Origin of the sequence: Streptomyces sp. NPDC059917 (assembly GCF_042730635.1) — a bacterium.
Classification (GTDB): Bacteria; Actinomycetota; Actinomycetes; order Streptomycetales; family Streptomycetaceae; genus Streptomyces.
The window spans coordinates 1-15,518 of sequence record NZ_JBHWLC010000043.1; the positions used below are offsets into that span (position 1 = coordinate 1).

At 71.1% G+C, this 15,518-nt stretch carries 11 protein-coding genes; 3 read left to right on the forward strand and 8 right to left on the reverse strand.

The features are described 5' to 3' along the window. The 3 genes from ACFWAR_RS23845 to ACFWAR_RS23855 all read left to right on the forward strand — a co-directional run. Positions 1-1,314 (forward strand): alpha-amylase family glycosyl hydrolase (locus ACFWAR_RS23845; protein WP_385780525.1); only part of this gene is annotated, 1,314 nt, incomplete at its 5' end. A 25-nt stretch (positions 1,315-1,339) separates the two neighbouring features. Continuing rightward, the gene (locus ACFWAR_RS23850) at positions 1,340-2,362 is read left to right on the forward strand and encodes a LacI family DNA-binding transcriptional regulator (RefSeq protein WP_385780527.1); all 1,023 of its coding nucleotides are present in this window, start codon (positions 1,340-1,342) and stop codon (positions 2,360-2,362) included. Between the two features lie 113 nt (positions 2,363-2,475). Then, complete coding sequence (locus ACFWAR_RS23855; protein WP_385780530.1) at positions 2,476-3,387, forward strand: phosphatase PAP2 family protein; 912 nt, start codon at positions 2,476-2,478, stop codon at positions 3,385-3,387. 56 nt (positions 3,388-3,443) lie between these two features. Here the strand turns inward: ACFWAR_RS23855 and ACFWAR_RS23860 are convergent, their stop codons facing one another. From ACFWAR_RS23860 to ACFWAR_RS23895, 8 genes are all read right to left on the reverse strand, one after another. Further along, positions 3,444-4,124, reverse strand: a complete 681-nt coding sequence (locus ACFWAR_RS23860; RefSeq protein ID WP_385780533.1) for a pyridoxamine 5'-phosphate oxidase family protein — start codon at positions 4,122-4,124, stop codon at positions 3,444-3,446. Between the two features lie 127 nt (positions 4,125-4,251). Beyond that, positions 4,252-5,898 (reverse strand): bifunctional aspartate transaminase/aspartate 4-decarboxylase, encoded by a 1,647-nt coding sequence (locus ACFWAR_RS23865; protein WP_385780536.1) that lies wholly within the window; start codon positions 5,896-5,898, stop codon positions 4,252-4,254. Between the two features lie 105 nt (positions 5,899-6,003). Further along, positions 6,004-7,707 (reverse strand): aspartate-alanine antiporter, encoded by a 1,704-nt coding sequence (aspT, locus tag ACFWAR_RS23870; RefSeq protein WP_385780539.1) that lies wholly within the window; start codon positions 7,705-7,707, stop codon positions 6,004-6,006. A 63-nt stretch (positions 7,708-7,770) separates the two neighbouring features. Continuing rightward, on the reverse strand, positions 7,771-9,450 hold the full coding sequence (gene aspT / locus ACFWAR_RS23875) for an aspartate-alanine antiporter (protein ID WP_385780542.1): 1,680 nt from the start codon (positions 9,448-9,450) through the stop codon (positions 7,771-7,773). 152 nt (positions 9,451-9,602) lie between these two features. Beyond that, positions 9,603-10,307, reverse strand: coding sequence for a class I SAM-dependent methyltransferase (locus ACFWAR_RS23880; RefSeq protein ID WP_385780545.1), 705 nt, complete (start codon positions 10,305-10,307; stop codon positions 9,603-9,605). A 317-nt stretch (positions 10,308-10,624) separates the two neighbouring features. Continuing rightward, complete coding sequence (locus ACFWAR_RS23885; protein ID WP_385780548.1) at positions 10,625-11,446, reverse strand: Crp/Fnr family transcriptional regulator; 822 nt, start codon at positions 11,444-11,446, stop codon at positions 10,625-10,627. Further along, on the reverse strand, positions 11,446-11,670 hold the full coding sequence (locus ACFWAR_RS23890; protein ID WP_385780550.1) for a hypothetical protein: 225 nt from the start codon (positions 11,668-11,670) through the stop codon (positions 11,446-11,448). The genes ACFWAR_RS23885 and ACFWAR_RS23890 overlap by 1 nt, the downstream gene beginning before the upstream one ends. Positions 11,671-12,305: 635 nt before the next feature. Beyond that, positions 12,306-15,293, reverse strand: coding sequence for a bifunctional [glutamine synthetase] adenylyltransferase/[glutamine synthetase]-adenylyl-L-tyrosine phosphorylase (locus tag ACFWAR_RS23895; RefSeq protein WP_385780682.1), 2,988 nt, complete (start codon positions 15,291-15,293; stop codon positions 12,306-12,308). Between the last annotated feature and the right edge of the window lie 225 nt (positions 15,294-15,518).

Below are 15,518 nucleotides of genomic sequence, written 5' to 3' on the forward strand. Positions count from 1 at the left end.
TTCCACTTCCGGCCGGGGCGCGGGGCGGGCGGGGAGCTGCCGCCGAACGACTGGGAGTCGATCTTCGGCGGCCCGGCGTGGACGCGGGTCGCGGAGGGGGCGGACGGCTCCGGCGGCGAGTGGTACCTGCACCTCTTCGCCCCCGAGCAGCCCGATCTGGACTGGGAGCACCCCGAGGTGCGGGCGGAGTTCGACTCCGTCCTGCGGTTCTGGCTCGACCTGGGGGTCGACGGCTTCCGCGTCGACGTCGCGCACGGCATGGTCAAGGCGGCCGGGCTGCCGGACCTCGGGCGCGGGGCGCAGGCCACCCTGATCGGCAGCGAGCCGCTCCCCTTCTTCGACCAGGACGGGGTGCACGAGATCCACCGCTCCTGGCGCCGCCTGCTCGATGCGTACGACGGCCAGCGCATCGGGGTCGCCGAGGCCTGGGCGCCGACCTCCGAGCGGCTCGCCCTGTACGTCCGCCCCGACGAGCTGCACCAGGCCTTCAACTTCCGCTTCCTCAAGTGCCCCTGGGACGCGGAGGCGATGCGGACGGTCATCGACGAGTCCCTGGCCGCCACCACCGCGGTCGGCGCTCCGACGACGTGGGTGCTGTCGAACCACGACGTGGTGCGGCACGTGACGCGGTACGGCGGTGGCGCGCGGGGCCTGGCGCGGGCGCGGGCGGCGGCGCTGTTGATGCTGGCGCTGCCGGGGTCGGCGTACGTGTACCAGGGTGAGGAGTTGGGGCTTCCGGAGGTGATCGACCTTCCCGCCGAGGTGCGTCAGGACCCGGCGTTCACGCGGGGTGCGGGTCAGGACGGGTTGCGGGACGGGTGTCGGGTGCCGATCCCGTGGTCGGGCGAGGAGGCTCCGTACGGCTTCGGTCCGGGTGGCAGCTGGCTGCCGCAGCCGCAGGAGTGGGCGGGGCTGAGCGTGGCCGCGCAGACCGGCGACCCGCACTCCACCCTGGAGCTCTACCGGGCCGCCATCGAGCTGCGCCGGGCCATGCCGGGCCTCGGCGCACCGGAGGCCGGCCGTCCGTACCCCGCCGACCCCGCCGCGGCCTCCGCCGCCGACCCCGCCGCCGACCCGGACGGGCAGGCGGATCCCGATCGGGTGGATCCCGGCCCGACCGGGATGCGGTGGCTGCCGGGGCCGCCGGGAGTGCTCGTCTTCGCCCGCCCCGGCTTCGTCTGCACGCTCAACACGGGCCCTTCCCGGGTGGAGCTCCCGGCTCCCGGAAGGCCCGTACTGTCCAGCTCTCCGGTGGAGACGGACGGGCGCAGCGTCCTGCTTCCCCCCGATACGTGCACGTGGTGGGCAATGTGACGTGCGACCGGTACAGTCCACTCCCATGACCGCGCGGCTTGCCGACATCGCAGCTCAGGCGGGGGTCAGCGAAGCCACAGTCAGCCGGGTCCTCAATGGCAAGCCCGGTGTGGCCGCGGCCACCCGCGAATCCGTGCTGGCCGCGCTCGACGTCCTCGGGTACGAGCGTCCCGTGCGGCTGCGTCAACGCAGTGCGGGACTCGTCGGGCTGATAACGCCCGAGCTGGACAACCCCATCTTCCCCGCGCTCGCGCAGGTCATCGGTCAGGCCCTCACCCGGCAGGGGTACACGCCGGTGCTGGCCACCCAGACGCCCGGCGGATCGACCGAGGACGAGCTGACGGAGATGCTCGTGGACCGCGGGGTCTCGGGCATCATCTTCGTCTCCGGCCTGCACGCGGACACCACCGCCGACATGGGCCGCTACGACCAGCTTCGCGGTCAGGGCGTCCCGTACGTCCTGATCAACGGCTTCTCCGACAAGGTGCAGGCCCCCTTCGTCTCGCCCGACGACCGGGCCGCCATGCAGCTCGCGGTGACCCACCTGACCGCGCTCGGCCACACCCGGATCGGGCTGGCCGTCGGGCCGAAGCGGTTCGTGCCGGTGCTCCGCAAGATCGAGGGCTTCCGCCTCGGCATGCGCGAGCGGCTCGGGCTGGACGAGGCCGCGACGGAGGAGCTGATCCAGCACTCGCTGTACACCCTGGAGGGCGGACAGGCCGCGGCCGCCGCGCTCATCTCCCGGGGCTGCACGGCCGTCGTCTGCGCCAGCGACATGATGGCGCTCGGCGCCGTACGGGCCGCCCGGCAGCAGGGGCTGCGGGTGCCGCAGGACGTCTCGGTGGTCGGCTTCGACGACTCGCCGCTCATAGCGTTCACCGATCCGCCGCTGACCACCATCCGGCAGCCGGTCCAGGCGATGGGGCAGGCCGCCGTGCGGACCCTGCTGGAGGAGATCGGCGGGACCCCTGCGCCGCACAGCGAGTTCGTCTTCCTGCCGGAGCTGGTAGTGCGCGGGTCCACCGCCTCCGGCCCCACCCGCCGATAGCCCCTGACCTGCGCTTTCTCCTCGCGCGATCGTCCCTAGGGCGGATCCCGTGCGGGGAAGACCGTACCGGGGGATGATCGGGGCAGGTACGCGATCTGACAGACTCTTTCCCCATGGGTGAAGTGAGTGTGAAGACACTGGATACCAGGACGGACGTCTCGTCACCCGCCGTGTCCGGGGGCGGGAGCCCCACCGACCGGCACGCCCGCGCGGACGGCCTCCTGGCCCGGCTGCGCGCTCCGCGGCGCCCCAGGATCTGGTTCGAGATCCTGCTGATCGCGCTGAGCTACTGGACGTACTCGCTGATCCGCAACTCGGTGCCCGAGGAGAAGACGGCCGCGCTCGCGAACGCCGACTGGATCTGGAGCGTCGAGAACACGCTCGGCATCGCGGTGGAGCGGAGCGTCAACCACGCCGTCGATTCGGTGACGTGGCTGATCGTGGGCATGAACTACTACTACGCCACCTTGCACTTCATCGTGACCATCGGCGTACTGGTCTGGATCTACCGTTTCCATCCGGGGCGATACGCCGCCGCGCGGCTGATCCTCTTCGCCACCACCGGTGTGGCGCTGGTCGGCTACTACCTCTTCCCGCTGGCGCCGCCCCGGCTGATGAACGGCACGCAGTTCATCGACACCGTGCTCAAGCACCGGACCTGGGGCTCCATGGCCTCCGGCGACCTCAAGCACATGTCGAACCAGTACGCGGCGATGCCCTCCATGCACATCGGGTGGTCGCTCTGGTGCGGGCTGACCGTCTTCGCCGTCGCCTCGGCGCCCTGGGCGCGGATCCTGGGCCTGCTGTACCCGACGGCGACGCTCGTCGTCATCGTCGCGACCGCGAACCACTTCTGGCTCGACGCGGCGGGCGGCGCGCTCTGCCTGGCCTTCGGCTACACCGTCTCGCGGGCCTGGTACGGGTCGCTGCCGCACCGGCTGCCGCGCCACCCCCTGCACACCGGACCGCACCCGGCCTCGGCCGCACTGCTGCGCCGGGCACGCCGGATCCGCTCGCGCGCCTAGGCGACGTCGCGGGGGCCCTCCCGGCTCCCGCCGGAAGGGCCCCTCGGCTCGCGGCGTCAGTTCTGGCGGAAGCGGTGGATGGCCGGGTCGTAGACGGGGGCCGGGAAGCGGGTTCCGGTGAGGGTGTCGGGGACCGGGGTGCCGGGTGTGGTGGTGAGGGGGATGGTCCCCGCCCAGGCCTCGACCCCGTCGTCCTTCGGCTCGTCGCGGGCGAAACCGGCGCGGACCTTGATGGAGAACTCGTCGATGGGCATGGTCATGATCGCCGTGTACGCGGCCTCCTCGACGGAGGGGCGTCGGGCCGCGTTCGAGGCGCTGAGTCGGCCGGGTACGACGCTCTCGACGACCCGGGCGAGGTATTCGGCCCGCTCGGCGGCGTCTTCCACGGGTGTGGCGGTGCCGAAGACCATGACGGAGCGGTAGGCGGCCGAGTGGTGGGAGGCGGCCCGTCCGAGGATCAGACCGTCGATGAGCGTCGCCGTCACGCAGACCGGTGCGCCCGAGGAGACGGTCTTGACGAAGCGTCCGTGGGCCGAGCCGTGCAGGATCAGCTGGTTCCCCTCGCGCGTGTGGAGGGAGGGGATCACGAAGGGGCCGTCCTCGGTGGTGAAGCCGACATGGACGCAGAGGGCCTCGTCGAGGATCGCGTAGGCGTCCTCGCGGTCGTAGGTGACGCGTTCGGGGTAGCGGTACGCGGTGGTCCGCTCGGTCTGCGCGGTCGGTCGGGGGGCGTTCACAGGGCTGCCTCCGGGCAGGAAGAGAAGCACGTGGTGGCCCCGTGGGCCGCCGTGGATCGCGGGGGGAGCGCCGGCCTCGCGGTGTCCCGCGGGACCGGCGCTCCCCGGGTGGGGCAGGGATGCCCGTTCAGCTCTTGCTGGCGTGCCATTCATCGGCGTACTGGTTGAAGATGGCCCGCAGGTGGTGGCCGATCTTGAGGTAGTCCAGGTCGTCGAGGTTGGCCAGGGAGACGCGCACGGACCATTCGGGGCCCTCGAAGCCGCCGCCGTTGAGGAGGACCACGGACGTCTGCTCCGCGAGGCGGAACAGGGAGTCCACCGGCTCGTAGTTCTTCTCCAGGAAGTCCGCGAAGTCCTTGCCGTGGACCCGCTCGGCCTCGGCCAGCAGGTCGAGTTCGATGTAGTAGGCGGCGCGGCCGGCGTCTTCGCTGATCTTCATCTGGGCGCCCTCCAGGAGGAGGTCCAGGCGCCGGTGGACGATCTCGCGGAGCTTCTCCTTGTAGGCCTGGCCTTCTTCGAGCATGTCGAAGAGGGAGAAGAGGCTCATCATGACCTGCTGGGGCAGGGAGAGCCCGGCGGTGTGGTTGAGGGCCACCGAGCGGGAGTCGGCGACGAGGCGGTCGATGAAGCGGATCTTCTCGGGCTCCAGGGTGAGGGTGCCGTAGCGCTTGGCGAGGCGGTCCTTCTGGTCCTGCGGGAAGTTCGCGATCATCTCGTCGATGACGTTGTCGTCGTGCAGGCCGATGACTCCGAGGCGCCAGCCGGTGCAGCCGTAGTGCTTGGAGTACGAGTACACGAGCAGGGTGTTGCGGGGGATGTCGGCGGCGATGGAGCGGAAGTTCGGCACGAAGGTGCCGTAGACGTCGTCGGTGACGATCAGCAGGTTCGGGTTGCTGGTGTCGACGATGTTCTTGATCTGGCCCGCGACCCGCTGGCTGAGCGCCAACGACGGCGGGTTGGACGGGTTGACGATGCAGACCATCTTCACGGACGGGTCGGCCAGCTTGGCGACCTCCTCCTCGGGGTAGCGCCATTCCCGCACACCCGTCTCGGCGAAGAGGCTGGCCTGGACGTGGACCACGTCGAACTCGAAGGTGTCGAGTTCGGGGATCTCCAGGTACGGGGTGAACACCGGCACCATGAGGGCGATCTTGTCGCCCTTGTGGAGGATGCCGTTCTTCATGAGGGAGTCGAAGATGTAGCACATGGCGGCGGTGCCGCCCTCGGTCGCGAAGAGCGACAGGTTGTCGGCCGGCGGTTGGCGATCGAACATCTCGTCGCCGACGTAGCCCCGTACGACCTTCTCGGCGTGCACCAGCATCCGGTCGGGGACGGGGTAGTTGTCACCGGTGATCGCGTCCGTCAGCTCGTGGATGTAGGCGTCGGCATCGAAACCGAAGCGTTCGATCGCATGGGCGACGCACTTCTCCAGCAGTTCGACACCGGGAAGTTCGGGGTGGCGGCGCGTCCAGGAGTCGAAGCGGCCGGCGATGCCCTTCTTCTCCGGCATCCCGCCGAGGTTGTCCGCGGTCCACACCCGCCTCGACTCGTCCAGCGCGAAGTAGCCGAGCGCGTAGAACGCCTCGCGGGGGCCGGTGGCGATCCAGTTCGGATTGCCGCGGCCCGCGTTGAGCATGGCCCGGGCGGTGGTGCCCTTCTGGCCGGGCTCGTCCTCCTGGACGGCGGTCGCGATCTCGATGAACTTGTCCTTCAGCTCGAACGGGGAGAGCTGGGCGAAGGACTGGATCTCCTCGCGGGTAAAGGTGGTCTTCACGGAACGCTCCTTGCTCAGGACGGGACAGGACGGGCGGAGGGGGTCACGGCCCGCTGCGGCGGGGCCGGGACCGGGGACGGAGGAGTCGGCCGGACCGTGCCGGTGTCAGTGGTGGAGGAGGACGATCACGGCGCCCCAGATGGTGAGCAGGACGTTGGCGATGGCGTAGGGGACGGTGTAGCCCAGGGTCGGGATCTGGCTCTTGGAGGATTCGTTGATCGCGCCGATCGCGGCCGTCGTCGTCTGTCCGCCGGCAAGGACGCCCATCAGGATGGGGAAACGGATCTTCTGGATGTGATGGCCCACGAAGAAGCCCACCAGGAGCGGGATGACGGTGGCGATGGCGCCGAAGACCAGCAGCCCCCAGCCGGCCTGCGAGAGGCCGGAGGTGAAGGACGGCCCGGCGTTGATCCCGACGACGGCGACGAAGAGGCAGAGTCCGAAGGTGTCCATGAACCACTGGGCACCCGGGGGAACGTTGCCGAAGGTGGGGTACTTGCCGCGGATCCAGCCGAAGACCAGGCCCATGATGAGTGCGCCGCCGGAGGTGGACAGGGAGATCGGGATGCCGCCCGCCTTCAACGCGGGGATGCCGATGCAGCCGCCGAGGAAGATGCCGAGTCCGACCCAGATCATGTCGGTGGCGAAGGACGTGGGAACGGGCTTGCCGATGGCCTTGCCGGCGGGGTCCACCAGCCGCTTCGGGCCGGACAGGATCACGGTGTCGCCGCGTTCCAGCTCGGTGGAGAGCCGGTAGGGGAACTCGGCGCCCGAGCGGTAGAGCTTGTCGACGAACACGCCGACCATGAAGGGCTCGGCGCGCAGTTCGGCGATGGTCTTGCCGAGCTGGGCCTTCTCGGAGGCCACCACGTGGAGGGTCTGGGTCTGGTAGCCCAGCAGCTCGACGTCGTCGGCTTCGGCACCGATGTGGGAACGGGCGTCGAACTCGACGAGGGAGCCGCGCAGCGCGGAGACGGCGATGACGTCGCCTTCGGCGAGGACGGTGTTCTGGGTGTGGTCCAGGATCGTGCCGTCGCGGCGGACGCGGGTGATGTAGACGCGTCGGCCGAGGGCCTTCTGCTGCTGTTCGAAGTCCTCGATGGTGCGGCCGACGAGTTCGGGGCGCTGGATGGTGTAGGCGCGCAGGACGATCTCGTAGTAACCCTCGTGGAGGTCGGGGTTGTCCTGCCCAGCGTCCATTTCGGTGGCCAGGGCGGCGGACTCGGCGGCGAGGTCCCGCTTGTAGAGGCGGGGCAGGATCGAGGCCAGGAGCAGCGCCGCGAGGATCGTACCGAGGGGGTAGGTGACGGCGTAGCCGATGGCGACCAGGTTGGACTGCTCCTTGACCTGGTCGGGTGAGAGCCCGGGCAGGCTGGAGATGGCGTCGCCCGCGACACCGATGACGGCGGACTGGGTCAGCGCCCCGCCGAGCAGTCCGGCCGAGAGACCGGGGCCGTAACCGAGGAACGCGGCGAAGCCCCAGCAGACCAGCAGGCCGGTCACGCAGACGACGATCGCGTTGACGACCTGCGGGATTCCGTCCTTCTTCAGTCCCCGGAAGAACTGCGGGCCGACGCGGTAGCCGAGGGCGAAGAGGAACATCGTGAAGAACAGGTTCTTCACCGTCGCCTCGATCTCGATGCCGAGTTGTGCGCCGACGACCAGCCCCATGATCAGGCAGCCGGTCACGGAGCCGAGCGCGATGGCCTTGTAGCGGATCTTGCCGACCAGGAAGCCGAGCGCGACGGTGATGAAGACCAGCAGTTCGGGATGGGGGGTGAAGATGTTGCGGTCTAGGAAATCGATCATGAACCGGACCTGTCTGCGGGGGCGGGCGGGAACACGGGGCAGGCGGGCTGGGGGGAGGTGGGTTCAGGCACCGAGGATGCCGACGAGGATCGGGCCGGTCAGGGGGAGCAGGAAGTTCGAGAGGGCGTAGGTGATCGTGTAGCCGAGCATCGGGACCGAGCTCTGGGCGCTCTGGGTGACGGCGGTGATCGCGGGGGTGGAGCACTGCTGGCCGGCGATCGCCCCGATGAGCAGGGGGCTTTCGATCTTGAGGAGCGTGCGGCCGATCAGGAGGGAGAGGGTGGCGGGGATCAGGACCATGACGATCCCGGCGATGGGCAGCAGGGCTCCGTACTGCTTGAGCAGCGGCCACGCCTGGGGACCCGCGGTCAGTCCGGTGCAGGCGATGAACACCGCGAGCCCCATGTCCTTGATGGTGGTGGCGGCCTGGGGCGGGAACGCGCCGAAGGTCTGCCGGCGGGAGCGGAACCAGCCGAACAGCAGTCCCGACACCAGACAGCCGCCGCCCGTGCCCAGCGAGAGCGGTGCGTCGCCGAAGCGGACGACGACCTGGCCCAGGAGCGAGCCGGCCGCGATGCCGAGGCCGAGGTAGATGAAGTCGGTGGCGTCGTTGCGGGCCTCGGTCCCGATCTTGTCCACGAGCCGCCTCAGCCCCGCCCGCGCGCCGACCATCGTCACCACGTCCCCGCGCACCAGCACGGTGTCCGGGCTCGCGGGCAGGTGCTGCTCGCCGCGCAGGACCTCGGTGACGTAGACGCCGTTGTCGACGAAGCCGGGGTTCGCGGCCTGGATGGCACGGATGGTCTTGCCGTCCGCGCCCGCGTCGGTCACCGCGACCTGGGCACTGCCCAAGGGGGTGTCCACACCGGGGATCCCGGGGGTCTCCGGTCCGATGACCCGGCCCGCCTCGATCATGAGCGCGCGGCGGCCGACCAGCAGCACCAGGTCCGAGAGGATCAGGACCAGGCCCGGAACGGGGGTGAGGTCCTTCGAGCCGCGGCGGACGGCCTCCACGGTGATCCGGCCCTCGAACGACGCCTCCAGGTCCCCCACGGTGCGCCCGTCCGCACGGGTGACGAGGTAGCTGCGGCCCACCAGTCCGGGCAGGGCCTCGCGCTCGTCCTCCCCCAGGCCTCCGGCGGTGCCGCGCATCCTCTCCCACAGGACGCGGGAGGCCTCGCGGAGGTCGATGCGGAGCAGCATCGGCATGATCTGGCTGGTGTAGATGACGATGGTGATGAGGCCGAAGAGGTAGCAGACGGTGTACGCGGTCGCCACGTGGCCCTGGTAGGCGGAGATCTGATCGGGCGACAGTCCGGGGAGCTTCCCGATCGCCTCCGTCGCGGTGCCGACCACGGCGGACTCGGTGGCGGCGCCGGCCAGGATGCCGGACGCGGTGCCCACATCGAGGTCGAAGGTCTCCGCGAGCAGCCAGGCGATGGCCAGGACCGATACGAGCTCGATCAGGCACAGGGCCAGGAACCGCAGACTGCGCCGGTTCAGGTTCGCGAAGAACTGGGGACCGGCCAGGTAGCCGAGCGCGAAGATGAACATGGCGAAGAACACGGTCTTCACGTCGCCGTCGACCTCGGTCCCGGTCCACGCGCCCAGCAACAGCGAGACGATCAGCGTCCCGCAGATGCCGCCGAGGACGACCGGCCCGACCCGCAGCTTGCCCACGAGGTAGCCCAGTGCCAGGCACAGGAAGAGGGCCAGCTCGGGATGATCACGCAGTACACCCACCCGGATCCCTCCCCACCCGCCCTCACACGGGGCGGCTCAGGGAGATCCTCACCAACACTGCGACTATCTGCCACTTATAGGACATTTAGGAGTGGCGGCACCCGATCGCGAACCAAGCCCGGGCAACCGCCTCCTCCGGAACGGAACGCCCTTCACCCCTTGACCGCGACGAACCACCGGGCCGGGAGTTCGACGGGGGTCCCGTCCTCCCGTACCTCGCTCATGGCGAGCACGGTCGGGCCCTGCTCCAGGATCCGCAGCCCGGCCCCGCGCAGCAGCTCCGCGACCTCGCCGTCGACCACGCGGCCGGGGCGCAGGTCGTGCTGCCTGACGCGCAGCAGCTTCGGGGTCGGTCCCAGGGTGTGCAGGACCGTCTCGGCCCGGTCGGTCGGCTCCAGCACCAGCGCCCGGCCGGCGTCCCCGAGCAGGGCGGCCACGGAGGCGGCCACGGCCGGGCGGTCCTCGGGGTCGCTCTGGTGCAGGACGGCCCGCAGGTAGACGTGGGTGTCGCCGAGGCGGTCGTGCAGGGCGCGGGCGGCCTCGGCGTCGGTGAGGTCGAGCCGCTCGTACGAGGCCAGCCGGGCCGGGTCGGCGCGGCGGGCGTGGGCCACGGCGGCCTCGGCGAAGTCCACGCCGATGGCGGCGGCGAAGCGGGTCGCGAGGAAGCGGGTCTGGGTGCCGTTGCCGCAGCCGAGGTCCGCGATGGGCAGCCGGGGGTCGGCGTAGGGCTCCAGCAGGCCGAGGTCCCGCTCGGCGGTCAACGCGGCCGGTGCGTCCCAGAAGGCCTCGCCCTCGGCGCCGGAACTCTCCTCCCAGAAACCGTCCCAGGCCTTGAGGTAACGGTCGGACGGGGCCATGGCTTCTCCTCCTGCGCAACACCGGGCACGCCCCCTCGGCGGCACCCGCCCGTACCTACCCACACCCGCCCCCCGAAACCCTCCTGTCACTGGGGTACCTCATATCGGGGCCCGCCGCGCAGCCCGGTCGACTTCTACCGCGAGGTATCTCCACCGCATTTCAACACAATGACCGAAATGGGATTTTTTTGCCATGTAGCATTAATATGAAGGGCCTCGTACCGGCGCCCGACTTCCACCCGCGGGAGGGCGCACGGAAATGCGCGGGGTCGGCTTGATCCCGACCCCGCGCATATATCTATTTCTCACCCTCGCGACTACGGCGCCTGGAAAGACGTGAGGGTTCCGGCGAGGGAGCCGGGCGGGAACTTGATCTGGCTGGCCTCGAGCAGCCGGCGGACGGACGGGAACTCGTACGTGCGGTATCCGGTGATCACGATGTTGCTTTTGCGCAGCGACGCCATGGCCCCCTCGACCGAGCCGATGCTCAGGCTGAGCGCCGCGGCCAGGTCGTGCTGCGAGGGCCCCTCGATCATGAAGTCGTAGCGCTTCCCGGGCACCGCGCAGTGCATGAGGAGGTGGGCGAGCAGCCCGGCGAGGCGCTGCTCCGACTTGTAGGCGAGACGGTTGTAGATGCGCTCGCTCGCCTCCATCCGGTCGGTGACGGACACCCCGATCGCCTTGAGCAGCACGGAGTTGGCCTCCGCCATCGCGCGCAGGCGCTCCAGCGGCAGGCACAGGGTCCAGGTCTCGGTCAGGCAGGTGGTGAGGGGTGCCGGGATCCGCTCGTCGAAGACCTCGGTGCACCCCAGGACCGCCCCCGCGCCCAGGATCCGCACGGTGGAGGCGGGGGGCGTCGTGCACTCGCGCACGCACCCGCTGAGCACGATGTGGACGGTGCCGCCCACGCCCACGCCGCGCAGTTCGGTGCCCCGACCGTAGGCGCGGGAGGTGCGCATCGTCTCCCGCAGGTTGTTGCGCAGGTCCTTCGGGAGCTCGCGCAGGAACGGGTTGAGGTCGAAGACCGAACTCAGGCGCTTCGCCGAACCCGGTCGGCGCACGATCCTGCCGGTGGAGACGTTGATGTCGTGGAACGTCGAGCCGAGTTGGAGCGGTTCGTTGGGCTTCCAGAACGCCATCACCGCACCCCCCTCTCGACCGGGGCCGGGGCCGTGGGAGACGGCGTCGCCCTCTCGCTCTTGAGCGCCTCGACGACGGGCGGGAAGGCGACCAGCACCCCCACGATGGCACCCACGACGACGGCGATCCGGGCGGGCGTGGAGGACAGCGCCTTGACGACGAAGGCGAGCAGGGCGGCCGTGATTCCGAAGATCAGGACGGCCGCGAGCAGGAAGCTTCCCATGAATCTCTCTTTCGTCGAACAGTGGCCGGTCTAGCGATATACAGAGCCGCGCCGGATTGGTCGGCCGACGAAAGAACATGGCCCTGTAGTAACCAAAGACGATAACTCAGCCCGACGGTGCCCATGACGCTGCTATTTAAGGGTGCAACCCTTACCCAAAGCTTCACGATGATCGATCATTATTGGCGTTTCATACGCCCCAGAATTAATGGGTTGCGGATCGTCGGCGCCTCAAATCCCGAGAATGCGGGAGTTACTAGCCAGTAAAATCCGTTACATTGCTGTCGCTGCCGTTGAACCCTGGCCGGTCTAGCGCAGCACGTCGGGGCGGCAATCCCGGGTTGGTACCCCGGGATCGCCCCGGCACCCGGCGGGCGCGGGCGCCGCCCCGCGCACGGAGCGGCGGGCTTCACGCCCCCGGACTCCCGCACCCCACCGCCGCGCCGCCACACCCCCCACTAATGGGGGAGCCCGAGGAGCCCCGCCCGTCACGCTCCGTGTTCGTACGGTGTGCGCGGTGCCCCCGCCCCTTACTCACAGGCGGTGGGGAGAGCACCGGGGGGCTCGAAAGAGACCGAGGTCACAGGACGCGCCCCTGTCCATCTCGCCCCGCCGTCCCGGGGTCGGGGCGCCCGCTACGCCCCGTAGAAGAGGTCGTCGACGACCGCGCGGGCGCGGCGGGTGGTGCGGCGGTAGTCGTCCAGCATCTCGCCCACCTTGCCCGGCCCGTAGCCGAGGTAGCGCCCCACCGCCGCCAGCTCCCGGGCGTCGGAGGGGAAGGTGTCCCCGGCCCGCCCGCGCACCAGCATCACCGCGTTGCGCACCCGCGTCGCCAGCACCCACGCCTCGTCCAGGATCTGCGCCTCCTCGGTCGGGATCAGGCCCGCCGCGTGCGCCGCGGCCAGCGCCTGCCGGGTCCGGGTGGTCCGCAGCCCCGGTTCCGCCCAGGCGTGCCGCATCTGGATCAGCTGGACCGTCCACTCGACGTCGCTCAGCCCGCCCCGGCCCAGCTTCGTGTGCAGGGTCGGGTCCGCCCCGCGCGGCAGCCGCTCCGACTCCATCCGCGCCTTGAGCCGCCGGATCTCCCGCACCGCGTCCTCCCCGAGCCCTTCGACCGGGTAGCGCAGCGGGTCGATCAGGTCGATGAAGCGCGCCCCGAGCTCCGGGTCCCCCGCGACCGGCTCCGCCCGCAGAAGCGCCTGGCTCTCCCAGGTCAGGGCCCAGCGCCGGTAGTAGGCGGCGTAGGAGGGCAGGGTCCGCACGAGCGGCCCGGAGCGCCCCTCGGGCCGCAGATCGGCGTCGATGAGCAGCGGCGGGTCGGCCGTCGGCAGCTGGAGCAGTCTGCGCATCTCGGCGACGACGGTCTGCGCGGCCTTCGCGGCCTCCTGTTCGTCGACGCCCTCGCGGGGTTCGTGGACGAAGAGGACGTCGGCGTCGGATCCGTAGCCCAGCTCGTGGCCGCCGAAGCGGCCGACGCCGATGACGGCGAACTTGGTGGGCAGGGTGTCGCCCCACTGGCCGCGCACGGCGGCGCGCAGGGCGCCCGCGATCGTGGCGGCGGTGAGGTCGGAGACGGCGTTGCCGACGCGGTCGACGAGGGCGCCGGGATCCTCCTCGGCCGGGCTCTCCTCCGTGCCGTAGGAGCCGATGATGTCGGCCGCGGTGGTGCGGAAGAGTTCGCGCCGGCGCACCCCGCGGGCGGCCGCGACCCCGACCTCGGGGTTGTCGGCGCGGTTGACGGCGGCCAGCACCTCCTGGGCGAGGGCGTCGTGCGTACGGGGTTCGAGGCCGCCGGGATCGCCGAGCAGGGCCACCGCTTCGGGGGCCCGCATCAGCAGGTCGGGGGCGAGCCGCCCGGCGGACAGCACGCGGGCCAGGTTCTCGGCGGCGGCGCCCTCGTCGCGCAGCAGCCGCAGGTACCAGGGGGTCTTGCCGAGGGCGTCGGAGACCTTGCGGAAGCCGAGCAGGCCCGCGTCCGGGTCGGCGGAGTCCGCGAACCAGCCCAGCAGCACCGGGAGCAGGGTCCGTTGGATGGCGGCCTTGCGGCTGACCCCGGAGGACAGGGCCTCCAGGTGGCGCAGGGCGGAGGCCGGGTCGGCGTACCCGAGCGCCTCGAGGCGCTGTCCGGCGGCGCGCGGGGAGAGCCGGGTCTCGCCGGGGGCGAGCTGGGCGACGGCGTCCAGCAGCGGCCGGTAGAAGAGCTTCTCGTGCAGCCGGCGGACCACGGAGGCGTGCCGGCGCCAGGCCTTGTGGAGCTCGGCGACGGGTTCGGTGCGCAGGCCCATCGAGCGGCCGAGGCGGCGCAGGTCGCGCTCGTCCTCGGGGACGAGGTGCGTGCGGCGCAGGCGGTAGAGCTGGATGCGGTGTTCCATGGCGCGCAGGAAGCGGTACGCGTCCCCGAGCTGGGCGGCGTCGGTGCGGCCGACGTAGCCGCCGGCGGCGAGGGCCTGGAGGGCGTCGAGGGTGGTGCCGGAGTGCAGGGTGGCGTCGCTGCGGCCGTGGACGAGCTGGAGGAGCTGGACGGCGAACTCGACGTCGCGCAGGCCGCCGGGGCCGAGCTTCAGCTCGCGCTCGACCTGGGCCGCGGGGATGTTGTCGACGACGCGGCGGCGCATCTTCTGGACGTCGGCCACGAAGTTCTCGCGCTCGGCGGCCTGCCAGACCATCGGCGTTATGGCGTCGATGTACTGCGCCCCGAGGTCGGGGTCACCGGCGACGGCGCGCGCCTTGAGCAGGGCCTGGAACTCCCAGGTCTTGGCCCAGCGCTGGTAGTAGGCCAGGTGGGAGGCGAGGGTGCGGACGAGCGGACCGTTTCTGCCCTCGGGGCGGAGGTTGGCGTCGACGGGCCAGATGGTCCCCTCGACGGTGGTCTCGGAGCAGATCCGCATGAGGTGGGAGGCGAGCCGGGTGGCGGCCTGGACGGCCTTGCCCTCGTCGGCTCCTGGGGCGGTGTCGCCGACGAAGATGACGTCGACGTCGGACACGTAGTTCAGCTCGTGGCCGCCGCACTTGCCCATCGCGATGACCGCGAGCCGGCACTGGGCGGCGTCCTCGGGGGCGGCGGCGGTCGCGATGCGCAGGGCGGCGCGCAGGGTGGCGGTGGCGAGGTCGGCGAGTTCCGCGGCGGCCTGGGCGACGTCGGTGGTGCCGCAGACGTCGCGGGCGGCGATGGAGAGCAGGCAGCGGCGGTAGGAGACGCGCAGCGCGACCGGGTCGGCGGCGTCGGCGAGGCCGCGCTCGAACTCGGCGAGGCCGGGGTGCAGGTCCGCCGACTCGTAGGTGACCAGGGCCCGCCAGTCGTGGGGGTGGCGGGCGAGGTGGTCGGCGAGGGCCTCGGAGGCGCCGAGCACGCCGAGCAGCCGGTCGCGCAGCGGCTTGGCGCTGACGAGCGTGTCGAGGAGCAGCGGGAGGTCCTCGGGCGCCTGCGCCTCGGCGAGCCGGACGAGGCCGAGCAGGGCGAGGTCGGGATCGGCGGTCGCGCCGAGGGCGTCGAGGAGCACGGGGTCGGTGCGGACGGCGGCGAGCGCCGGGTCGTCCAGCAGCCGGGCGGCGGCCGAGGGATCCGTGAACCCGCTGCGCACCAGCCGGATGAAGGTGCTGCTCCTGCGTCCGGGAACCGTCATCCCGTCGCCTCCCGCTCCTGCCACGACGCAGAGTCTGCCCTGGCTCTGCCTCGGTCGACCTTAGCCGGATCGGGGCGGCGGCTCACCGATGAGTATCATGAGGCGAATTGCCGGATTTAAGAACCGATGGACCGTTATGGGGGCCGGCCCGCGGCACCCCCTCGCGCGTCCCCCCGCGGAGGCCCCCCGATGCACGAGCCCGACCCCCGTGACGCCCCTTCCCCG